We start from the raw sequence: 20,934 nt of genomic DNA, 5'->3' as shown, positions 1-20,934 counted from the left end.
AACCTCAGTGACCCCGCCAGCCCCGCCCCGGCTGCACCATATCGCCGTCCAGACCGCCGACCTCGCCAACAGCGTCGACTGGTACCGCGAGTACTTCGGCTGCCGCCCCACCTGGTCGACGGACGTCTTCTCCCCGCTCACCCGCGAACGGCTGCCCGGCATCGTCGTGATGGCCGAGGTGGAAGCGGCGGGGATGCGGTTCCACCTCTTCGAGTACGCCGGAACCGACGGCCGGCGGCAGCCGCCGGACCGCGCCCGGTTCCAGCACGTCTGTCTGGCGACCGAGTCCTCCGCCGAACTGCGGGAACGGCGCGCGCACTGGCTCGCCGTCCGCGACTCCGGCCGCTTCGTCTTCGCCCACGACGAGGAGCCCACCGAGATCGTCGTCGACGACGACGGGGTGGAGAGCTTCTACTTCCTCGACGTCAACGGCCTGGAATTCGAGTTCACCCATGTTCCGGAGGGACCGGCGTGAGAGCCACATCGACCGAGGCGGCCCTCGGCTTCTCCCGGCACCGGGGCTGGGACTTCGGCGACTACCCCTACTCCATGGAACCGCTGACCCTGCCCCATCCGCCCGAGCCCGTCACCCTCGCCCCGGGGTCGCTCTCCCCCGCGGCCGAGGACGCCGTGACCCGCTTCCTCGCGGAGGCCCGGGAGGGGTTCGGGACCACCGATCCCATCGACGCCGCGTCCCTGGAACGGCTCTTCTGGTTCCGCTGGATCATCGGCCACCATGTCTCGTTCGTGATCTGGCGGCTGATCGCCGACGCCCTCGCCGACGTCCACCGGGGCACCGGTGACCAGGACGCGGCCGCCGTCCGGCTGACCGAGTACGTCCGGGCGTACTGCGGCATGCTGCTGTACACCGGCTCCAGTACCCGGGAGATCTACCAGCGCACCATCCGCCCCAGCATGTACCGCCAGCACGACAAGTTCAGCGGCACCTGGGCACCCGACTACCCGGGCGTCCGCAGCCTCTTCCGGGGCCGCAGGCCGCCGCCCGTCGTCCCGCACCGGACGGCGGAGCTGCTGCGCGAGATCGCCCTCACCAACCAGATCCATCTCGGTGTCGCCTCCAAACTCGTCGACCAGGGCCGCTCCCTGTTACAGGCCGCGGTCCTGGAGGGGAACATCGCCTCCCACCGCAGCTGGGGCGCCGTCTTCGACTGCTACTTCCTCACCCTGCGGGCGCCGGTGGCCCGGAAGGAGGTGACGGCCCAGCTCCTGCGCCGCCAGAAGGCCGTCGCCATCGACCTGGCCACCAACGGGCTCTATCCGGACGTCGGCGACGCCCTCGACCCGGTCCCCGACGAGCTGCGCGATCCCGCCGTCACCGAATGCGAGAAGGATCTGATCCCGGCCCTGGTCCGGACGGCGGCCCTGGCCGCCGGACGCGCCCCGGACACCGTCACCGGATCCGGCGGCGGCCCGCCCACCGGTACCGGTACCGACGACGGCACGGGGCCGGGCGCCCCGGCGGCCCGGTGAGCGCGCTCCGCCACGGGGTCGTGATCCTCCCCGAACACCGCTGGGAGACCGCCCGCCGCACCTGGGTACGGGCCGAGGAACTGGGCTTCGACCATGTCTGGACCTACGACCATCTGATGTGGCGGTGGCTCCGGGACGACCCCTGGTTCTCCGTCGTCCCGACCCTGACGGCCGCCGCGGCCACCACCCGCCGGATCACCGTCGGCACCCTGGTCGCCAGCCCCGCCTACCGCCACCCCGTGCCGTTCGCCAAGGAGATGATGACCTTGGACGACATCGCGGGAGGACGGCTGATCTGCGGTATCGGCGCGGGCGCGGGCGGCTTCGACGACGAGGTACTGGGCGAAGCGACCCCGGCGCCCGCCGAACGCGCCGACCGGTTCGCCGAGTTCGTGGAACTCACCGACCAGTTGCTCAGCAAACCCGCCACCAGCTACGAGGGCCGCTACTTCCGCTGTCGCGATGTGGCCATGCGGCCCGGCTGCCTCCAGCGGCCCCGGATCCCCCTCGCCATCGCCGCCACCGGCCCCCGGGGGCTGCGGCTCGCCGCCCGCCACGCGGATATCTGGATCACGGCGGGCCGCCCCGGCTGGGGCGAACCACTCCCCTACGAACGGGCCCTGTCCGGGCTCGCGGCCCAGTCCGCGGCGCTCGACGCGGCCTGTGCCGCCGTCGGACGCGACCCGGCGTCGCTCCGCCGGATGGTCGTCACCGGCGCCATGATCACCCGCACCCTCGACTCCGCGGAGTCCTACGCCGACGCCTGCGGCCGGTTCGGCGCCGTCGGCTTCACCGACGTCGTCACCCACTGGCCCCGGCCCGGCTTCCCCTACCAGGGGCGGCCGGAAGTCCTCGACGAGATCGCCGCCGCCGTACTGAACCCGGGGGACCGCCCGTGACCCCGTACGAGTTCCCGTACGAAATCGTCCGGATGTGCGCCGAAGGGCCGTACCCGGGCGGGGATCTGGCCGTCGTCCCGGACGCGGCCGGGCTCGACGCCGCCACGATGGCGACCGTGGCCGCCGGACTCGGCACCACCGAGACCGTCTTCGTCCGGCCCGCCGGGGCGCCCGGCGAGGACTACCGGGTACGGGTCTTCCAGCCGACCGGTGAGACCCCGTTCGGCTCCCACAGCGCCATCGGCACCGCCGCCACCCTGGTCCGGCTGGGAATCGTCCCGGCCGGGCCCGTGACACAGGGCTGCGGAGCGGCGCGGCAGACGCTCACCGCCGACGCGGCCGGGGCCGCGCTCCTCGGCCGCGACCCGCTGCCCGGCACCGGCCTCGACCCCGGACCGCTGCTCGCCGCCGCCGGTCTCACCCGGGCCGACACCCCCGCCGACCCCGCCGGAGACGCCCCGACGGCGACCGGATTCGGCGCCCCCTTCCCCCTGTTGCCGGTACGGGGCTCCGCCCTCGCGCGGGCCCGCCCCGACCCCGCCCGGATGGCGGCGGAGGGGTTGAAGGCGCTCTGTCTCGTCGCCACCGACCCGGCCCCCGCCGCCGATCCCGCCGACTCGCCGAACTCACCCGGCACGAGCGGCACGACCGTTGTCAGCCGCACCGCCGACCGCGCGGGCCGTTCGGACGGTTCGGTGACCGTCCGGGCCCGGCTGTTCGCCCCCGGCTTCGGTATCCCCGACGACCCGGCGTGCGCCCCGGTGGCGCTGGCGCTGGGCCGCTGGCTCGCCGCCACCGGACGGCTGCCCGCCGGGGACGGCGTCCACCGCTACACCGTCCGCCTGGGCGCCGGAACCCCCCGTACCGGCCGGCTGGAGTGCGCGGTCACCGTCGTCGGCGGCCGTCCCGTACACGCGTCGGCCGCCGGGGACGTCACCCCCGTCACCCGCGGCACCGTCGCCGTCCCACCGCCTCCCGCCGACTGACCCGATGCTCCGGAAGGACCCGTCTTGCTGCACCGCCCCGAACTCCACGGCACCCTGGGCGCCGTCTCCGCCAGCCACTGGCTGGCCTCCGCCACCGGGATGGCGATGCTCGACCGAGGCGGCAACGCCTTCGACGCCGCGGTCGCCGCCGCCCTGGTGTGCCAGGTCGTCGAGCCGCATCTGAACGGCCCTGCGGGCGACGTCCCGATCATGGTGTACGAGGCGGCGACCGGCACGACCCGGGTGATCTGCGGTCAGGGCCCGATGCCCGCCGCCGCCACCCCGGCCGCCTTCCACGCCCTGGGCCTGGACACGGTTCCCGGCTCCGGGCTGCTGGCCGCCCCCGTCCCCGGCGCGTTCGGCGCCTGGATGCGGCTGCTCCGCGACCACGGCCGGCTCCGGGTCGAGGACGTACTCGAACCGGCCATCGGCTACGCGGACGGCGGCTATCCGCTGCTGCCGAAGGCGGCGGCGATGATCGAGGTGATGGCCCCTCTCTTCCGGGACGAGTGGGCGGAGTCGGGCCGGACGTTCCTGCCCGGCGGGCGGGTACCGGCCGCCGGGACCCGGATGCGCAATCCGGCCCTGGCCGGGGTCTACCGGCGGATCCTGGCCGAGGCGCGGGCCGCCGCGCCCGACCGCGAGGGCCAGGCCGACGCCGCCGCCCGCGCCTTCTACGAGGGTTTCGTGGCCGAGGCGATCGACCGGTTCACCGCCACCGAGCAGATCGACTGCACCGGGCGGCACCACCGGGGGCTGCTCACCGGCGCCGATCTCGCCGCCTGGCGCGCGGGCTCCGAGCCGACCGTGAGCTACGACTACCGGGGCCACCAGGTCCACAAGCCCGGCCCCTGGTCGCAGGGGCCGGTCTTCCTCCAGCAACTGGCCCTGCTGGAAGGGTTCGACCTGGGCGCCATGGAGCGCGGCGGCACGGAACACCTCCATACGGTGGTGGAGGCCGCGAAGCTCGCCTTCGCCGACCGGGAGGCGTGGTACGGGGACCCGGAGCACGCCGACGTACCCCTGCGGGAGCTGCTGGACCCCGCCTACGCGGCGGACCGCCGGGCGCTGATCGGCCCCCGGGCCTCCGGGGAGCTGCGACCCGGCTCACCGGGCGGCCGCGAGCCGTGGATCCCACCGGTCCGGGACGTGACCCCCGTCCCCGGACGGCCCGACTGGCTGACCCAGCTCGGCGACGGTATCCCCACGGTGCTGCTGCGGACCGCCGCCAAGGGCGACACGACCTGTGTCAGCGCCACCGACCGGGACGGCAATATGGTCGTCGCCACACCCAGCGGCGGCTGGCTGAAGAGTTCACCGGTGGTCCCGGGGCTCGGTTTCCCCCTCGGCACCCGGGGCCAGATGGCCTGGCTCCAGGAGGGCCACAACAACACCCTCGCGCCGGGCAAGCGGCCCAGGACCACTCTCAGTCCGTCGCTGCTGCTGCGGGACGGCCGTCCCCGGCTGGCGTTCGGCACCCCCGGCGGCGACCAGCAGGACCAGTGGACCCTCAGCTTCCTCGTCCACCATCTCGACTTCGGGCTCGGTCCGCAGGAGGCGGTGGAGGCCCCCGCCTTCCACACTGATCACGTACCGACGTCGTTCACCCCCCGCACGGCCCGGCCGCTGACCCTGGCCCTGGAGGACTCCTTCCCCGGGGAGACCCTGGCGGGGCTGCGCGAACGGGGCCACGAACTGCGGCTGGTGGCCCCGTACTCACTGGGCAAGGTCTGTGTCACCGGGATCGACGCGGACGGCGGGGTACTGGCCGCCGCGAGTCCCCGCGGCGGGCAGGCGTACGCCGTGGTCCGCTGACCGCGCGCCGATTGGGGGCGGCCCCGCCCGGGACCGCCCCCATCGGCACATCGACACATCGGCCCGCTCAGTCCGTTGCCGCCCCCTCCGGAGCGAGCCGGGCGGCCAGCCGCGCCACACTGTCGACGTCCCGGAAGTTCGACGGGACGAGGTCCCCCGGGGCCACCTCGGCGCCGAACCGCTCGTTGAGGAACGCCACGAGGCGGGTGATGTTCATCGAGTTGAGTACCCCCCATTCCAGCAGGGGTGAGTCGGCGGCCAGTTCGGCGGAGGGGTCCCCGTCGAGGAATTCGGTACGGATGTACCGCTCGATCTCCTTGGCGGCTGCGGCCTGGTCCATGGGCGTCGGTCGTCCTCTCTCCTCGTTGCTCCGGCGGATCGGCGTGTTGGTAGCGGGTCGGCGGATACCCGGGCATGGTGTGCCTATCCGCCGCTCAGGGCCGTACGCAGCAGTGACCGGTCGGTCTTGCCGTTGCGGGTGCGCGGCAGTTCGGGTACGGACACCACGGCGTCCGGGATCATGTACCGGGGCAGCAGGGCGGCGCAGTGCCGTTTGACCGCCAGCAGTCCCGGCGGCGCGGCGGCGCCGGGGACGACGACGGCGACCAGCCGGGCGGCGGTCCCCTCCCCGTCGACCAGGACGGCCGCCTCGTCCACGGCCGGATGGCGGGCGAGTACGGCCTCGATCTCGCCGAGTTCGACCCGGTGTCCCCGGATCTTCACGAGCTGGTCGAGCCGTCCCCGGTAGTCGAAGCCGCCGTCGGCCCTGACCCGGACCAGGTCCCCGGTCCGGTACGGGCCCCGCTGGGCGGGGCGGCCCCAGTACCCGGCCATCACGGTCGGCCCGGCGACCACGAGTTCGCCGTCCTCCAGCGGTCCGGCCCGTCCGCCGCCGGCCCGTTCCGCCCATGCCTCGTTCCCGGCGCAGACCCGGCCGATCGGCAGGGGTCCGCCGATGTCCTCGGCGGTGACCTCGTGGAACGTACAGACATTGGTCTCGGTGGGGCCGTAGAGATTGAGGAACCGGACCCCGGGCCAGTGTCCGTACAGCCGGGCCAGCGGGGCGGCGGGGAACGGCTCCCCCGCGAACAGCAGGGCCCGGAGCGCGGGCGGGCGCGGGGTGTCGCAGAGCCCGCCGTCACGGATCATCAGGACCAGGACGGAGGGCACCGAGTACCAGACGGTGATCCGCTCCTCGGTGAGGAACGCGGTCAGCTGGCGGGGCGCGTAGGCCAGTTCGGCGGGGACCAGCCGGACCGAGGCTCCCGCCAGGAACGCGGCGTAGAGGTCGAGGACGGAGAGGTCGAAGCCGAAGGGCGCGTGGTTGGCGAACCGGTCGTGGCGGGTCGCGCCGAGTTCGGCGGCGGCCCAGCGGACGAAGGTCAGGGCGTTGCGGTGGGTGACGCAGACGCCTTTGGGTTCGCCGGTCGATCCCGAGGTGTAGAGGATGTAGGCGAGATCGTCCGGAGCCGGAGCCGAGGCCGGGGCTACGGCTCCGGGCCCGGCACGGCCGCCGGCGCCGCCGCCGTTCGGCTCTTCGGCGGGTGTGAGGTCGGCCGCTCCGACGGTGAGGACCGGGGGCGTGCCGAGGCCCGATTCGTCCAACGCTTCGGCCCGGTCCCGGTCGGTGACGAGGAGGGCGGCGCCGCAGCCCCGGGCGATCAGTACGGCCCGGCGGAGCGGGTTGGCGGCGTCGACGGGTACGTAGACGGCGGAGAGCCGCAGGACGGCCTGGAAGGCGACGACCGCGGTGACCGACTTCTCCAGCCAGATCACCACCCGGTCGCCGGGTCCCGCGCCTCGGGCCCGCAGCCGGGCCGCGAGCCGGTCGGCGGCCCGGTCGAGGGCGCCGTAGCTCAGTTCGCCGTCCGGGCCCGAGACGGCGGGGTCGCCGGGGGCGCGGCGGGCCGATTCGATCACGAGGGACGCCAGGTTCACAGCCCGAGCCCCTTCGCGATCAGCTCGTGCTGGATCTCGTTGGTCCCGGAGAACAGCCGGGCGGGTACGGTGTCGCGGAGTGCGGCGTCCAGCCCCTCGGCGACGAGATAGCCCCGGGCGCCGAAGATCCGCAGGGCGTCGGACGCGGCCCGGACGGCGGCCTCGGAGACGGCGAGTTTCGACAGGGCGCTGTCGGCGGCGGTGTGGTCGCCCCGGTCGAGCCGGAAGCAGGCCCGGTAGAGCAGCAGCCGGGCCCCTTCGAGCCGGAGCTTCATCTCGGCGACCCGGTGGGAGACGGCCTGGAAGTCGGCGATCCGGCGGCCGAACTGACGGCGCTGCCGGGCGTGGTCGACACAGCGGTCGAGCAGCCGGTCCATCAGTCCGAGATAGCCGGCGAAGAGGCAGGCCCGTTCCCAGGCCATCGAGTGCTGGAAGACGGCGCCGCCCGCGCCCTCGCCGCCGAGCAGGTTTCCGGCGGGTATCCGGCAGTCATCGAAGTGGACGGCCCCGGCGGCGCAGGTGTCGAGGCCCATCTTGGCCAGCGGCTCGCCGACCCGGAGGCCGGGGGTGCCGCGTTCCACCACGAAGGCCGAGGTGCCGAGGAATCCGGCGGTGGGGTCGGTCACCGCGTAGGTGACGAAGACATCGGCGTCGGGAGCGTTGCTGGCCCAGGACTTGGTGCCGTCGAGGACATAGGTGTCGCCGTCGCGGACGGCCCGGGTGCTGATCGCGGCGATGTCCGAACCGGCGTCGGTCTCGGTCATGGCGTTGGCGGCGACGGCGTCCCCGGCGCACATCGCGGGCAGCAGCCGGGCGCGCAGCTCCGGGGAGCCGAAGGTGGCGATGGGTACGGCGCAGGCGAGGAGATGGGCGCTGGTGGCGAAGACCAGTCCGGTGTCCTCGCAGCCCCGGCCGAACGCCTCCACCAGGTGCGCGGTGTCGAGGGCGCCGAGACCGCCGCCGCCGTACGCCTCGGGGATACAGAGCCCCAGCAGCCCCAGTTCCCCGCAGCGCCGCCAGGCGGCCCGCGGTTCGGAGCGGGCGTCGGGGGGCTCCCTGAGGGTCTTCCCGACCGCCGCGAGCATGGTGTCGTACGCGTCGGACTGCGCCTGTTGCCACTCCAGGAACATCACACCTCGCCGCTGGTGAAGGGATGAGGGGCCTGCGGTACGGGGGCGGTGCCGGGGTCACGTCGGGTCGCCGCGCGCCCCGCTCTCCCCGGGCGCGCGGGCGGGTGCCGCGACGGGGTCGGGCCGGGCACTCCGCTCGGACACGGACGGAACCTTTCGTCGGTACCGGGACGGACCTCGGGACGGACCTGTCGTACGGGGACGCGCCCGCTCCCGCCGTCGGCGGAGAGCTGACCAATGAGATGCCCAGCCGGAGGCCGGTGTACTCACCGGCGGGGGCCCGGGTTCCCCGCGCCCCTGAACGCGTCCCGGGTCCGGCCGGGCTCCCGGGGCTCAGGACTCGGGGGTCGGGGACACCGTGCCCCGGGGCTCCTTCGCGGCGGCGGCGTCGGCGGAGGTCCGGGGCAGGACCGTACCGAGGAGCAGCGGCGGCAGCGGGATCAGCAGCAGGATCGCGCCGCCGAGCGCCAGCAGCGGAAAGCCGCCGGCCGCCATGATCACTCCGGAGAGCAGTCCGCCGCCCGCGCCGACGACCAGGATGCCGACGTCCGTCAGGCTCTGGCCGCGGGCCCACGCGGACGGCGGCAGGGCGTCGGTGACCATCGCGGAGCCGCTGACGAAGGCGAGGTTCCAGCCGACGCCGAGCAGGATCAGCGCGGCGGAGAGCGCGCTCGCGGAGTGCGCGGGAAGCAGTGCGGCCAGCAGTGCCGACCCGACCAGGACGACGACGGAGAGTACGGCGGTGGTCCGGCGGCCGACCCGGTCGGCGAGTACCCCGGAGACCGGGGACATCAGATACATGGCCCCCAGGTGGAGTCCGATGACCAGTCCGGCGGCCCCGGCGCTGTGTCCGTGGTCGGTCATATGGATCGGGGTCATCGTCATCACGGAGATCATCACGAGCTGGGCGAGGACCATCAGGGTGACCCCGGTGGCCAGTGTGGCGCGGACGCCCGGGGCGGTGGTCCCGGTGCCGTCCGGGGAGTCCCCGGCGGCCTCCGGCGGGGTGGTCGCCGGGTCCGGCGCGGCGGCCGGGTCCGGTTCGGCGGCCGCGGTACGGGCGGTCAGCAGGGGGTCGGGCCGCAGCATCGTCCCGAGGACCAGGGCGGCCGCGGCGAATCCGGCGAAGGCCAGCAGGAAGGGCCCTCCGACGGAGGGGATGCCGTGGCTCTCGGCGAACTCGCCGGTGACGCCGACCAGGTTGGGCCCGGCGACGGCCCCGGCGGAGGTGGCGAGGAGGACGGTGCCCACGGCGCGCGCCCGGCGGGCGGAGGCCGCGAGATCGGCCCCGGCGAACCGGGCCTGCATGATCGACGCGGTGCCCACGCCGTAGACCAGCAGTGCGGCCAGCAGCAGCGGCACGTTCTCCCAGGCGGTCGCGGCGACCGTACCGAGGCTGCCGACGGCCCCGGTGGCGTATCCGGCGACCAGTCCGGGGCGCCGCCCCCGGGACCGGCTGATCCGGCCGATAGCGAGGGCGCCCAGGGCGGCACCGGCCGCGAAGAGCGCGCTCGGCACCCCGGCGAGGGAGGTGGATCCCAGCATGGCTTCGGCGAGTACCGGCCCGATGGTGAACCCGGCGGCGAGCGCGGCTCCGCTGAGTATCTGGGCGATGGTCAGCACCGCCAGGACCCGGCGCTGGGCGGGGTGGTCTCCCTCCCCTCGCGGGGCGGCTGCCGGGGCGGGGGCCGGACGGTCCCCGCCCCGCCCGGACGGCGGTGCCGGTGCGGGGGTACGGGACCGGGACCTCATGGCGGCGCTCCTCGCGTCGGTGGATCTGCCCGGCCCCGGGAACGGGACCGGACCCGGCCCGGTACCGGGGTCGGGGTGCGGGTACCGGGTCGGGCCGGGGTATCGGGGCCGGTCAGGCCGGGGTGTAGGGCTGGAGGTCGGCGATCTCCGCCAGCGGCATCTCCAGCCGCTCGTGGAGGAAGCGGACGATGGTCCAGTGCGGCAGCGCGCCCTCGTCGAAGGCCCCGAACTCCCAGCAGTAGAGCGGGATCCAGCGCAGCGCCTCCTCGATGGTGCGCTCCCGGCCGGGCTCCTGCTGGTACTCCTCGTACCCGATACTGCGGTGTTCGACGAAGAATCCGCCGGGCAGCCGGTTCTCACAGAGGTCCCGGTATTCCCGGGTCTGCAGAATCAAGTAATGCCAGATCTCGTCGATATGCTGGTCCACCGGAAGGAAAAGACCGCCGAGCTGATCCCGGTGCCGCGACACGAGATACAGATACCGCAGGCATTCGAGGACTTCCCGCTCGATTTCCTCCCGCGTCTTCCCGGTCTGCCCGATAAAATAGTCGACGACCTCGGTATGCAAAGTCTCGCCGAGGAGTTCGCGGAGTTCGGCGGGGGTCACCGTCGTATGGGTGTCGGCGGCGGTGGTCATATGCTCTCCCGGGGTTCTCGGGGTACGGGGCGCCGGGGCGGGGGGACGCCCGGCGGGGCGGGACGGCGGTCACCCGGCGGTGAGCCAGGCGTACTTCCCTGAGGCGCCGATCGGGATGTGCGTCCGGTGGCGGGCGGCGCAGGGGGCGCCGAGGAGTTCGCCGAGGTGCTTCTCCAGGGCGGTCCGCTCGGCCGGGTCGAGCGGGGTGTCGTCGAAGGTGGTGTACGCCAGGCGCGGGCCCCTCGGGTCGCCGGTGTTCAGCTGCCCCAGGAAGATCCGGGGCGACGCGGCGGCCAGGCAGTCGTCCAGGTCACCCTGGGAGACGGGCCCGCGCGGGGACGCGAACAGTTCCTTCTCCCGGCCGCAGAAGCGAGTGATCAGGGCCGGGTCGGGCGAGCCGTCGAGGGTGCGGACCAGATCCCCGGAGCGGTAGCGGATCAGCGGCATCCAGGGGTTGCGGACGCTGCTGACGATCAGGCTGTGGAGATTGACGCCGGGGGCGACCGGGATCAGCTCCAGATGCATCCGGTCGAGGTACGGGTGGTAGCGGCCGTCCTGGTCGCTGTAGGACAGATAGCCCAGCTCGGTACTGCCGAAGAGGTCCACGACCGGGCAGTCGAGCCGGCTCTCCAGATAGCGGCGCACATTGACCGGGGTGTACTCGTACGCCGTGATGACACTGGCGGGCCGGGGGAAGTCGTCCCACAGGCCCCAGGCGACCGCCTTGCGGACCAGCTGGGCGAGATGGGGCCCCGAGCAGTCGAGGTGGTAGCGGCCCCCGGGGTGCGCGGCGCGTTCCGCGCGGATCTCGGTGATCATCCGCTCCACCTCCTCCCGGCTCCAGAGCGCCGGGTCGAGCCGGAGGTTGAGATAGACGGTCCGGTCGTCGAGACGGCGGTCGTCCAGGGACGGTACGGGCCGGGCAGCGCCGGAGTCCCGGGGGACGGCGGGCTGCGGTGCGGGGCGGCCGGTGCGGGCGGTCTCCCGGGCGCGGGCGTTGACCCGGGCGACGTGCTCGGTCGCGAGGACCGTGGTCAGCGACACCCGGCGGCAGCCGTCGTGCCAGGTGCCGGAGATCTCCGGATGCTCGCTCCAGAGCCGGTAGTAGGAGGTGAGCAGGAAGTACGGGGGCCGGATGATCTGCATCCGGGCGTGGTTGGTGCCGGTGGAGAGGACGAACTCTGCCTCGCCGCGCTCCAGCGCGGCGGTGAGCGCGGGGGTCGTCCAGTTGTGGGGGAAGTCCCGGGCGATCTCCGGTTTCTCCAGTACGGGGAAGTGCCCGCGGGTGATGGAGTCCCGGTAGACGGGGATGTCCCGGATGAGTTCGATGGTGCCGGGGCCTGGCTGGCCGTCCGCGGTGACGTCCACAGTGACCTTCCGTCGGCGTGAGGGACCCGGTCCGGCCGGGCCCGCCGACGGGGTGTCATGGGCGGTTCCGGGCGCAGGGGATGGACCGGGGTTCGGGCCGTGGCGGCGGGCGGCGGTGGGGGAAGTCCGCCGCCCGGGCCGTTCCACGGGATCTCCGTCCGGTGCGGCGCGGCTCGTTCAGCCGTACCCGACGGAGATCCGCGGCATGGTGTGGTGCGTCAGGAAATGCAGCCGGCCTTCGGCGCGGCGCTGATACAGCCGGACTTGGCGGTCGCGCTGATGCAACCGTTCTTCTCGCCCGCCGCGGCGGAATTGGCGGAATTCCAGGCCCGCCAGACGTCGTCCTGGGCCATCTTCTTGATGAGCTTTTCCATTTCGGACCTCCGGTAATCGGGGCTGCGGCCGGCGGGCCGCACTTCCGTAATGAAAATTAAGATCTTCGCCATGATCTCGTCAATGGATCTTGTATGAGAGTCCCCTCATGGAAAAGCCTTACTTGATGGGAGGGTTCTCATGTTTCTCATCCGGAGCGGGTCCGGGGGCGGGTCCGGACCCGCCCCGGCCGCGGTCCGGACCCGCTCCCGATACGCGCGAAGCCCGCCGGGACCCGGCGGGCGAAGGGGGCGCAAAGGGCGCAGAGGGCGAAAGCGGTCGTACGGCGGCGGAGTGGGGCGGCCCGGTCCGGGCGGGGGGGGAGAGCCCCCGCCCGGTGGCGCCCCCGGACTCAGTCCTCGTCCTCCAGATCGCCCTCGGTCTCCAGGTACGCCTCGCGGAGCGCGGCCAGGACCGCCGGGTCCGGCTTCTCCCAGAGACCGCGGGACTCGGCCTCCAGCAGGCGTTCGGCGATGCCGTGGAGGGCCCAGGGGTTGGCCTCCTGGAGGAAGGCGCGGTTCGTGGGGTCGAGGACGTACGTCTCGGTGAGCTTGTCGTACATCCAGTCGGCGACGACGCCCGTGGTGGCGTCGTAGCCGAAGAGGTAGTCGACGGTGGCGGCGAGTTCGAAGGCGCCCTTGTAGCCGTGGCGGCGCATCGCCTCGACCCACTTGGGGTTGACGACCCGGGCCCGGAAGACCCGGGAGACCTCTTCGACCAGGGTGCGGGTGCGGACCGTCTCGGGGCGGGTGGAGTCGCCGATGTACGCCTCGGGGGCGGTGCCGCGCAGGGCCCGGACCGTGGCGACCATGCCGCCGTGGTACTGGAAGTAGTCGTCGGAGTCGGCGATGTCGTGTTCGCGGGTGTCGGTGTTCTTCGCCGCGACCGCGATCCGGCGGTACGCGGTCTCCATCTCGTCCCGGGCCGGGCGGCCGTCGAGTTCCCGGCCGTAGGCGTAGCCGCCCCAGACCGTGTAGACCTCGGCGAGGTCGGCGTCGGTGCGCCAGTCGCGGGAGTCGATGAGCTGGAGGAGTCCGGCGCCGTAGGTCCCGGGGCGGGAGCCGAAGATCCGGGTGGTGGCGCGCCGTTCGTCGCCGTGTTCGGCCAGGTCGGCCCGGACATGGGCGCGGACGTGGTTGATCTCGGCGGGCTCGTCGAGCCCGGCGACCAGGCGGACCGCGTCGTCGAGGAGGCCGATGGTGTGCGGGAAGGCGTCGCGGAAGAAGCCGGAGATCCGGAGCGTGACGTCGACCCGGGGGCGGCCGAGTTCCTCGTACGGTACGGCCTCCAGGCCGGTGACCCGGCGCGAGGCGTCGTCCCAGACGGGGCGGACGCCGAGCAGGGCGAGGGCCTCGGCGATGTCGTCGCCCGCCGTGCGCATGGCGCTGGTGCCCCAGAGGGACAGTCCGACCGAGGTGGGCCATTCGCCGTTGTCGGCGCGGTAGCGCTGGAGGAGCGATTCGGCGAGGGCCTGGCCGGTCTCCCAGGCGAGCCGGGAGGGGACGGCCTTGGGGTCGACGGAGTAGAAGTTGCGGCCGGTCGGCAGGACGTTGACCAGTCCGCGCAGCGGCGAGCCGGAGGGTCCGGCGGGGACGAAGCCGCCCGCCAGGGCGTGTACGGCGTGGTCGAGTTCGTCGGTGGTCGCGGCGAGCCGGGGGACGACCTCGCGGGCGGCGAAGTCGAGGACGGCGGCGACCTCGTCGCCGTGTTCGGCGGGGACGGCGGCCGGGTCCCAGTCCGCCGCCTCCATGGCCTCGACCAGGGCGCGGGCCTTGGCCTCCGCCGCGTCGGCGGTGGTCCGGGTGGCGGCGGACTCGTCCAGGCCGAGGGCCTCGCGGAGTCCGGGCAGCGCCGTGGTGCCGCCCCAGATCTGCCGGGCCCGCAGGATGGCCAGGACGAGGTTGACCCGGTCGGGTCCGGCGGGCGGGGCGCCCAGGACGTGCAGTCCGTCGCGGATCTGGGCGTCCTTGACCTCGCAGAGCCAGCCGTCGACATGGAGCAGGAAGTCGTCGAAGCCGTCGTCGTCGGGGCGGTCGGCCATGCCCAGGTCGTGGTCGAGCTTCGCGGCCTGGATCAGGGTCCAGATCTGGGCCCGGATCGCGGGCAGCTTGGCCGGGTCCATGGCGGAGATCTGGGCGTACTCGTCGAGGAGCTGTTCGAGCCTGGCGATGTCGCCGTAGGAGTCGGCCCGGGCCATCGGCGGCACCAGATGGTCGACCAGGGTGGCGTGCACCCGCCGCTTGGCCTGGGTACCCTCGCCCGGGTCGTTGACCAGGAAGGGGTAGACCAGCGGCAGATCGCCGAGGGCCGCGTCGGGGCCGCAGGCGGCGGAGAGTCCGGCGTTCTTGCCGGGCAGCCACTCCAGATTGCCGTGCTTGCCGAGGTGGATCATGGCGTCGGCGCCGAAGCCGCCGTCGGCGCGGGAGGCCGCGATCCACCGGTAGGCGGCCAGATAGTGGTGGGACGGCGGCAGATCGGGGTCGTGGTAGATCGCGATCGGGTTCTCGCCGAAGCCGCGCGGCGGCTGGATCAGGACGAGGAGATTGCCGTAGCGGAGGGCGGCGAGCACGATATCGCCCTCCGGGTTGGCCGAGCGGTCGACGAACATCTCGCCGGGCGCGGGGCCCCAGTGTTCCTCGACGGCGGTCCGCAGCTCCTCGGGGAGGGCGGCGTACCAGCGGCGGTAGTCGGCGGCGGGGACCCGGACCGGGTTGCGGGCGAGCTGTTCCTCGGTGAGCCAGTCCTGGTCGTGGCCGCCCGCGTCGATCAGCGCCCGGATCAGTTCGTCGCCGTCGCCGGACTCCAGCCCCGGAATGTCGGCGCCGCCGAAGTCGTAGCCCTCCTCGCGCAGCCGGCGCAGCAGGGCGACGGCGCTGGCGGGGGTGTCGAGGCCGACGGCGTTGCCGATCCGGGAGTGCTTGGTGGGATAGGCGGAGAGGACGAGCGCGATCCGCTTCCCGGCGGCCGGGATGTGGCGGAGCCGGGCGTGCCGGACGGCGATTCCGGCGACCCGGGCGGCCCGCTCTGGGTCGGCGGCGTAGGCGGGGAGTCCGTCGGCGTCGATCTCCTTGAAGGAGAACGGGACGGTGATCAGCCGGCCGTCGAACTCGGGTACGGCGATCTGGCTGGCGGCGTCCAGCGGGGAGACGCCCTCGTCGTTCTCCTCCCAGACGCTGCGGGGGCCGGTCAGGCACAGGGCCTGGAGGATCGGTACGTCGAGCTGGGTGAGGGCGCCCGCGTCCCAGGACTCGTCGTCGCCGCCCGCGGACGCCTCGGCGGGCTTGGTGCCGCCCGCGGCGAGCACCGTGGTGACGATGGCGTCCGCGGTCCGCAGGGTCTCGATCAGCTCGGGTTCGGGGGCTCGCAGGGATGCCACGTAGAGCGGCAGGGGGCGGGCGCCCGCGTCCTCGACGGCCGTGCAGAGGGTGTCCACGAAGCCGGTGTTGCCGCTCATGTGGTGGGCCCGGTAGTAGAGCACGGCGATGGTCGGCGCCCCGGCCGGGACGGTACGCGCGGTCCGCTCCAGCGGCCCCCAGGAGGGTGCGGGCGCCGGGGCGTCGAAGCCGTGTCCGGTCAGGAGCACGGTGTCGGAGAGGAAGCGGGCGAGCTGCTCCAGATTGGCGGGGCCGCCGTGGGCGAGATAGGCGTGGGCCTCGGCGGCGATCCCGACGGGCACGGTGGACGCGGCCATCAGCTGGGCGTCGGGGGCCTGTTCGCCGGTGAGGACGACCACCGGCCGGTCCCCGGCGAGCAGCAGGTCGAGGCCGTCCTGCCAGGCCCGGACACCGCCGAGGAGCCGGACGACGACGAGGTCGGCGCCGTCGAGGAGCGCGGGCAGGTCGTCGAGCGGGAGCCGGGCGGGGTTGGCGAAGCGGTAGGGCACCGGACCGGTCGCCGCACGGGCGCTCAACAGGTCGGTGTCGGACGTCGACAGGAGCAGGATCATGCGGCGCCTGGCCTTCCTCGGGGTCCGCGCCCCGGGTGGTGTCGGACGGCGGGAGTTCCTGGCTCGCCCGGCTCCGTGAAGGCCGGGTTCACAGTGGCGGGACCGCGCCGGATTCGCACCGGGCTTCCTCCCCTGTCGCCGTCGTGGCGATGGCGGACCGGATGATCCGCCGATGAGCATAGTAAGGGTCATGTCCACGAAGGGTGGAGGGCGTGTCCGGTGTGATGGTCGGTATGCTCGCCGCCATGTCCACGGCCCCTCCTCCTTCGTCGTCCCAGGCCACAGCGGTCTCACGGGACCGGGGCGACGCCTGCCCGGGGACGCTGAGGCTGCACGCGGCCGATGACGGCGCCCTGGCCCGGGTCCGGATCCCGGGGGGTGTGCTGACCGCCCGGCAGGCGGCGGCGCTGGGCGAAGCGGCCGACAGGTGGGGCGACGGCGCGCTGTATCTGACCTCCCGGGGCAATGTGCAGCTGCGGGGACTGTCCGACGGCTGCGCCGCAGAGCTGGCCGCCGCCCTGGCGGCGGCCGGGCTGCTGCCCTCGTACGGCCACGAGCGGGTCCGCAACGTGGTGGCGTCACCGCTCGCCGGGCTCGACGGGCGCGGCGTCCGGGACGTCCGCGACTGGCTGGCGGCGCTGGACGCGGCGCTCTGCGGCAGCGGACCGGCCCGGGATCTCTCGGGCCGGTTCCTGTTCGCCCTCGACGACGGCCGGGGGGACGTCGCGGCGCTCGGCGCCGATCTGACGGTACGGGCGGTGCCCGGCGGCGGGGCGCTGCTGACCGCGGGCGCCTCGGCCGGGGCGCTGCTGGTGCCGGACGGGGAAGCGGCGCGGGCGGCGCTGCTGGCGGCCGAGGTGTTTCTGGCGCGGGCGGCGGAGTGCGGCGCGCGGGTCTGGCGGATCGCGGAACTCCCCGTACCACCTGAGGAATTGACACGTGCCATTGGTGTGGCGCTGACGGCGGCCGGGATCGACGCCCGGCCCGCGCCCCGGGACACGTCGGCGACGGCTCCCCCGCCGCCGGGCATCACCGGCGACGCCCTCGCCGTGCACGCCCCGCTGGGCACGATCACGGCCGGACAGTGGCGGGAACTGACCGCCGTCGCCGCCGCCGCGCCCGACGCCGAGCTGCGGCTGACGCCCTGGCGGGGCGTCGTGGTGCCGGTCCGCGGACCGGATCCGCGGGAGACCGCCGATGCCCTCGGCCGACTGGCCCGTACCGGGCTGGTCACCGACGCCGGATCGCCCTGGCCCCGGGTCGGCGCCTGCATCGGCCGCCCCGGCTGCGCCAAGTCCCGGGCCGACGTACGGGCGGACGCGGCCCGTACCCTCGCCGACGCGGCCCGCTCGCCGCTGCCGCTGTACTGGTCCGGCTGCGAGCGCCGCTGCGGCCGCCCCCCGGGCGACCGGATCGACGCGGTCGCGGCCCCGGACGGCGGCTACCACCTGACCACCGCCGCCGCGGGGCGGCCCGCGGACACCGTCCGCCTGGACGACCCCACCCGGCTCGCCGCCGCCCTGGCGGCGATCGCCCCATGACCCGTACGACGACGACCGAGAGCAGCGAGAACACCGTGACCCCGTACGACTACGAGAAGGACGGGGCGGCCATCTACCGTCAGTCCTTCGCCACCATCCGCGCGGAGGCGGACCTGGCGGATCTGCCCGCCGACGTCAGCCGGGTCGCGGTCCGGATGATCCACGCCTGCGGCATGGTCGACCTGGTACGCGATATCGCCTACTCGCCCGGGGCGGTGGCGAGCGCCCGCGCCGCCCTGCTCGCCGGCGCGCCGATCCTCTGCGATGTGCAGATGGTCGCCAGCGGCGTGACCCGCAAGCGGCTGCCCGCCGGGAACGACGTGGTCTGCACGCTCTCCGACCCGGCCGTGCCACAGCTGGCGGCGAAGCTCGGCACCACCCGCAGCGCCGCCGCGATGGAGCTGTGGCGGGACCGGCTCGAAGGCTCCGTGGTCGCCGTCGGCAACGCGCCGACGGCCCTCTTCCGGCTGCTGGAGATGATCGAGGAGGGCGCGCCCAGGCCCGCCGCCGTGATCGGTGTCCCGGTCGGCTTCGTCGGCGCGATGGAGTCCAAGGACGCCCTGGCCGCCCACCCCTCGGGTCTTGAACACCTGGTGGTCCGGGGCCGGCGCGGCGGCAGCGCCATCGCCGCCGCGGCCCTCAACGCGATCGCGAGCGAGGAAGAATGAGCGGCAAGCTGTACGGCGTCGGGCTCGGTCCCGGCGATCCGTCGCTGATGACGGTCCGGGCGGTCGAGGTGATCGCCGAGGCCGATGTGATCGCCTATCACAGCGCCCGGCACGGGCGGTCCATCGCCCGCTCGATCGCGGCCCGGCATCTGCGCGCCGACCATGTCGAGGAGCCGCTGGTCTATCCGCTCACCACGGAGACCACGGACCATCCCGGCGGCTACCGGGGCGCGATGGAGGACTTCTACACGGAGGCGGCGGCCCGGCTCGCCGTCCATCTCGACGCGGGCCGTACGGTCGCGGTCCTCGCCGAGGGCGATCCCCTCTTCTATGGCTCCTACATGCATATGCACAAGCGGCTCGCGGACCGCTACGACACCGAGGTGATCCCCGGGGTGACATCGGTGTCGGCGGCTGCGGCCCGGCTCGGGACGCCGCTCGCCGAGGGCGAGGAGGTGCTGACGATCCTGCCGGGCACCCTGCCCGAGGAGGAGCTGACGGCCCGGCTCGCCGCGACCGACGCGGCCGTGGTGATGAAGCTGGGGCGGACGTTCCCCAAGGTGCGTACGGCGCTGGAGGGCGCGGGCAGGCTGGCGGACGCCCGGTACGCGGAGCGGGCCACGATGGCCGGGGAGCGGCTGGCGGATCTCGCCGATGTGGACCCGGATTCGGTGCCGTACTTCTCGGTGGCGGTACTGCCGAGCCGGGTGGACGTGGTCCGCCCGGAGCCGGTGCCGGGCACGGCGGGTTCGGCCGGGTCCGCCGGGGAGGTGACCGTGGTCGGTACCGGGCCCGCCGGGCCGCTCTGGCTGACGCCGGAGTCCCGGGGCGCGCTGGCCGCCGCCGACGATCTGGTCGGCTACACCACCTATCTGGACCGGGTGCCGGTCCGCCCGGGCCAGCGCCGCCACGGCTCGGACAACCGGGTGGAGGCCGAGCGCGCCGCATTCGCCCTGGAACTGGCCAGGTCGGGCCGGCGGGTGGCGGTGGTCTCCGGGGGCGATCCGGGGATCTTCGCGATGGCCACGGCGGTCCTGGAGGCGGCGTCGGCGCCGGAGTACGCGGACGTCCCGGTGCGGGTGCTGCCCGGGGTGACCGCCGCCAACGCGGCCGCCGCCCGGGCCGGGGCGCCGCTGGGGCACGACTACGCGACGGTGTCCCTGTCGGACCGGCTGAAGCCCTGGGAAGTGATCGCCGAGCGGCTGCGCGCGGCGGCCGGGGCCGATCTGGTGCTGGCGCTCTACAATCCCGGCTCCCGCAGCCGTACCTGGCAGGTGGCGAAGGCCCGTGAGCTGCTGCTGGAGCACCGGGCGCCGGAGACGCCGGTGGTCGTGGCGCGGGACGTCGGCGGCCCGGGTGAGCGGGTGCGGATCGTCCGGCTCGCGGAGCTGGACCCCGCCGAGGTCGATATGCGGACGATCCTGCTCGTCGGCTCGTCGCAGACCCGGGTGGTACGGCGGGGTGACGGCGAGGAGGTCGTCTGGACGCCCCGCCGCTATCCGGAGGCGTAGGACCCGGGAGGCGGTCGGCCCGGCCGTCCCCGGGGCGGGCCGCCTTCGGTCCGGCCGTCCCCGGGGCGGCCGGGTGTCCGGCGGGCAGCGGCTCAGCGCGTCCGGGGTTCGTACGCCGTACGGATCCACTCGACGGCCTCGGCCGGGCCGGGCACGACCGGTACCCCCTCGGGGACCGGCGGTCTGCGGACCACGACCACCGGCAGCCCCGCCTCGCGGGCGGCCGTCAGTTTGGGCGCGGTGGCCGCTCCCCCGCTGTCCTTGGTGACCAGGACGTCGATCCGGTGGTCCCGCAGCAGGGCCCGTTCCCCGTCGAGGGTGAAGGGGCCCCGGTCGAGCAGGACCTCGGTACGGGCCGGGCACGGCGGCTCGGGCGGGTCGACCGAGCGGACCAGGAACCACGGGTCGTCCAGGTGGGCGAAGGCCGCGAGCCCCGTCCGGCCGGTAGTGAGGAAGATCCGCCGGCCGAGCCCCGGCAGCAGCGCGGCGGCCGCCGCGAGCGATCCGGCCTCGTGCCAGTCGTCCCCTTCGACGGGACCCCAGCCGGGGCGCCGCAGCGCCAGTAGGGGAACATGGGCGGTGACGGCCGCCCGGGCCGCGTTGAAGCTGATCTTTCCGGCGAAGGGGTGGGTGGCGTCGACCAGCAGATCCACCGTGTGCTCGCGGAGCCAGTCGGCGAGACCGTCGGCGCCGCCGAAGCCGCCGACCCTGACCTCGCCGGGCGGCAGCCGGGGGGTGGCCACCCGTCCCGCCAGGGAGCTGGTGACCCGGGCCCGCGACGGCGGGTCGACGGCCGTCAGCAGCTCGGCCAGACGGCGGGCCTCGGTGGTACCGCCCAGAATCAGTATGTGCACTTCAGTCCCGTTTCCGGCATGGCACT

General features: G+C 74.2%; 17 protein-coding genes and 1 riboswitch. Of the genes, 8 read left to right on the top strand and 9 right to left on the bottom strand.

Going from position 1 to position 20,934, the window contains the following annotated elements; all coding sequences use genetic code 11:
- The first annotated feature begins 7 nt into the window (after nt 1-7).
- The 5 genes from AB0G74_RS07645 to AB0G74_RS07625 are packed head-to-tail and all read left to right on the top strand — an operon-like array spanning nt 8 to nt 5,191.
- Complete coding sequence (locus AB0G74_RS07645; protein WP_361141739.1) at nt 8-475, top strand: VOC family protein; 468 nt, start codon at nt 8-10, stop codon at nt 473-475.
- Nucleotides 472-1,491, top strand: coding sequence for a hypothetical protein (locus AB0G74_RS07640; RefSeq protein ID WP_361141737.1), 1,020 nt, complete (start codon nt 472-474; stop codon nt 1,489-1,491). The genes AB0G74_RS07645 and AB0G74_RS07640 overlap by 4 nt, the downstream gene beginning before the upstream one ends.
- Entirely contained in the window at nt 1,488-2,390 is a 903-nt protein-coding gene (locus tag AB0G74_RS07635) for an LLM class flavin-dependent oxidoreductase (RefSeq protein WP_361141735.1), read from the top strand. Before AB0G74_RS07640 ends, AB0G74_RS07635 begins: the two co-directional genes overlap by 4 nt.
- Nucleotides 2,387-3,376 carry a PhzF family phenazine biosynthesis protein gene (locus AB0G74_RS07630; RefSeq protein ID WP_361141733.1) on the top strand — a complete coding sequence of 330 codons (990 nt, stop codon included), beginning with the start codon at nt 2,387-2,389 and terminating at the stop codon, nt 3,374-3,376. Before AB0G74_RS07635 ends, AB0G74_RS07630 begins: the two co-directional genes overlap by 4 nt.
- Nucleotides 3,377-3,400: 24 nt before the next feature.
- Nucleotides 3,401-5,191, top strand: a complete 1,791-nt coding sequence (locus AB0G74_RS07625) for a gamma-glutamyltransferase (RefSeq protein WP_361141731.1) — start codon at nt 3,401-3,403, stop codon at nt 5,189-5,191.
- Between the two features lie 67 nt (nt 5,192-5,258).
- On the opposite strand, the gene AB0G74_RS07620 is transcribed toward AB0G74_RS07625, so the two are convergent.
- The 8 genes from AB0G74_RS07620 to cobN all read right to left on the bottom strand — a co-directional run bounded on the left by AB0G74_RS07620 (nt 5,259) and on the right by cobN (nt 16,334).
- A complete protein-coding gene (locus tag AB0G74_RS07620; RefSeq protein ID WP_361141729.1) occupies nt 5,259-5,531 on the bottom strand; it encodes an acyl carrier protein in 273 nt (90 codons plus the stop codon).
- A gap of 83 nt (nt 5,532-5,614) precedes the next feature.
- The gene (locus AB0G74_RS07615) at nt 5,615-7,129 is read right to left on the bottom strand and encodes an amino acid adenylation domain-containing protein (protein WP_361141727.1); all 1,515 of its coding nucleotides are present in this window, start codon (nt 7,127-7,129) and stop codon (nt 5,615-5,617) included.
- Nucleotides 7,126-8,259 (bottom strand): acyl-CoA dehydrogenase family protein, encoded by a 1,134-nt coding sequence (locus AB0G74_RS07610; RefSeq protein WP_361141725.1) that lies wholly within the window; start codon nt 8,257-8,259, stop codon nt 7,126-7,128. Before AB0G74_RS07610 ends, AB0G74_RS07615 begins: the two co-directional genes overlap by 4 nt.
- 333 nt (nt 8,260-8,592) lie before the next feature.
- Nucleotides 8,593-10,011 (bottom strand): MFS transporter, encoded by a 1,419-nt coding sequence (locus AB0G74_RS07605; RefSeq protein WP_361141723.1) that lies wholly within the window; start codon nt 10,009-10,011, stop codon nt 8,593-8,595.
- 112 nt (nt 10,012-10,123) lie between these two features.
- Nucleotides 10,124-10,648 carry a hypothetical protein gene (locus AB0G74_RS07600; protein WP_361141722.1) on the bottom strand — a complete coding sequence of 175 codons (525 nt, stop codon included), beginning with the start codon at nt 10,646-10,648 and terminating at the stop codon, nt 10,124-10,126.
- Between the two features lie 69 nt (nt 10,649-10,717).
- Nucleotides 10,718-12,016, bottom strand: coding sequence for a hypothetical protein (locus AB0G74_RS07595; protein ID WP_361141720.1), 1,299 nt, complete (start codon nt 12,014-12,016; stop codon nt 10,718-10,720).
- Between the two features lie 218 nt (nt 12,017-12,234).
- Nucleotides 12,235-12,462 (bottom strand): hypothetical protein, encoded by a 228-nt coding sequence (locus tag AB0G74_RS07590; RefSeq protein WP_361141806.1) that lies wholly within the window; start codon nt 12,460-12,462, stop codon nt 12,235-12,237.
- Between the two features lie 278 nt (nt 12,463-12,740).
- Entirely contained in the window at nt 12,741-16,334 is a 3,594-nt protein-coding gene (cobN, locus tag AB0G74_RS07585) for a cobaltochelatase subunit CobN (protein ID WP_361141718.1), read from the bottom strand.
- Nucleotides 16,335-16,363: 29 nt separating this feature from the next.
- Nucleotides 16,364-16,511: riboswitch (cobalamin riboswitch) on the bottom strand.
- A gap of 68 nt (nt 16,512-16,579) precedes the next feature.
- On the opposite strand from cobN, the gene AB0G74_RS07580 reads away from it, so the two are divergent.
- From AB0G74_RS07580 to AB0G74_RS07570, 3 genes are read left to right on the top strand one after another with little or no spacing between them, the layout of a single operon-like run.
- Entirely contained in the window at nt 16,580-17,875 is a 1,296-nt protein-coding gene (locus AB0G74_RS07580) for a cobalamin biosynthesis protein CobG (RefSeq protein ID WP_361141716.1), read from the top strand.
- Nucleotides 17,872-18,543: a precorrin-8X methylmutase gene (locus AB0G74_RS07575; RefSeq protein WP_361141714.1), complete on the top strand. Its 672-nt coding sequence runs from the start codon at nt 17,872-17,874 to the stop codon at nt 18,541-18,543. Before AB0G74_RS07580 ends, AB0G74_RS07575 begins: the two co-directional genes overlap by 4 nt.
- Nucleotides 18,540-20,054, top strand: coding sequence for a precorrin-2 C(20)-methyltransferase (locus AB0G74_RS07570; protein ID WP_361141712.1), 1,515 nt, complete (start codon nt 18,540-18,542; stop codon nt 20,052-20,054). Before AB0G74_RS07575 ends, AB0G74_RS07570 begins: the two co-directional genes overlap by 4 nt.
- Nucleotides 20,055-20,146: 92 nt before the next feature.
- Here the strand turns inward: AB0G74_RS07570 and AB0G74_RS07565 are convergent, their stop codons facing one another.
- The gene (locus AB0G74_RS07565) at nt 20,147-20,908 is read right to left on the bottom strand and encodes a cobalt-precorrin-6A reductase (RefSeq protein ID WP_361141710.1); all 762 of its coding nucleotides are present in this window, start codon (nt 20,906-20,908) and stop codon (nt 20,147-20,149) included.
- Between the last annotated feature and the right edge of the window lie 26 nt (nt 20,909-20,934).

The sequence above is a fragment of the Streptomyces sp. NPDC020875 genome (assembly GCF_040641415.1).
In the GTDB taxonomy this organism is placed as follows: Bacteria; Actinomycetota; Actinomycetes; order Streptomycetales; family Streptomycetaceae; genus Streptomyces.
The sequence above is the reverse complement of the archived record's forward strand: the minus strand, read 5'-3'. Positions and strand labels throughout refer to the sequence as shown.